An 888-nucleotide genomic window follows, 5' to 3' on the forward strand; every position below is an offset into this window, starting at 1 on the left:
GCTTGAGCAGGTGTCATTTGACCATCAACACCTAATCGGTAATTAACCTGTTTTCCGTTTAAGCGATAAAACAGGTAATAAGTGATCAAACCTAATGGGGTTATACGGGCATGAAAGCCAGAAATCTCAGTATCATTTAAGCGTTTATCCGAAGGTACTAGATTTTTGATATTGGTTACGGTTATCTTGCTTTTAATTGGCATATAGTAATCATCCTTGTAGCTCATTTGTAGCAACATCATTATGCTACAACGAACAATCAAGAACAATTAAACATTAATGTTTAATATCAGTTAGATAGGTGACGTTATTGTTCATTGTGGTTCATGATGATATTTAAAGGATTACGAAGTTATCGCCCTGTTAATAGGCAAAATTTAGTTGGCTAAAATGTTGAGGAACGAAAACAGCCAACTGTATTTTGTCCTTGTTAAACAGCTTGTTATATGCCGTTTACTACTCTCCATCCGATATAGAACTAGACTCTCCCGGATCGTTTACCTTAAGCCCTTCTTCAGGAATACCTACTTCTAAGCCATTGACTAAGGCAAACCAACTATTGGTCCAATTAACGGTAAAACCATAACCAAAAGTTTATGACTATTTAACTTTTCAATATGAGCAAAAATATACTTATTACGTTTAAGTTTACGTAAACGATTTATACTTTTAGAAATCAAAAATAGCACAACACTGGCACACACTAAATGAATTGTGGCGAGTATTAAAATGACAACAGTGATATTGACTTCATTCATGGCATATAACGCCCCATTAAGAGGCTTTTAATTGTTGGTTAAAATGTGAAGCGTAGCGGAACCTAACCAACTGTTAAAAGTCCTGCTTGAATGGCTTGTTATGTGTATGAACACCTAACTATTTTGTATC

The 888-nt window shown here is 34.9% G+C and carries 2 protein-coding genes; both read right to left on the reverse strand.

Annotated features, from left to right (window positions below; genetic code table 11):
* Positions 1–203 (reverse strand): Arm DNA-binding domain-containing protein (locus H4J57_RS19485; protein WP_182243989.1); only part of this gene is annotated, 203 nt, incomplete at its 3' end.
* A gap of 339 nt (positions 204–542) precedes the next feature.
* Complete coding sequence (locus H4J57_RS19490) at positions 543–758, reverse strand: hypothetical protein (protein ID WP_182243990.1); 216 nt, start codon at positions 756–758, stop codon at positions 543–545.
* Positions 759–888: the final 130 nt, after the last annotated feature.

It is taken from the genome of Colwellia sp. BRX8-7 (assembly GCF_014077275.1).
Lineage (GTDB): Bacteria > Pseudomonadota > Gammaproteobacteria > Enterobacterales > Alteromonadaceae > Colwellia_A.

What these genes read in the sequence shown, in the direction of transcription:
- H4J57_RS19490 (WP_182243990.1), bottom strand. Translation starts at nt 758, where the DNA reads ATGAATGAAGTCAATATCACTGTTGTCATTTTAATACTCGCCACAATT.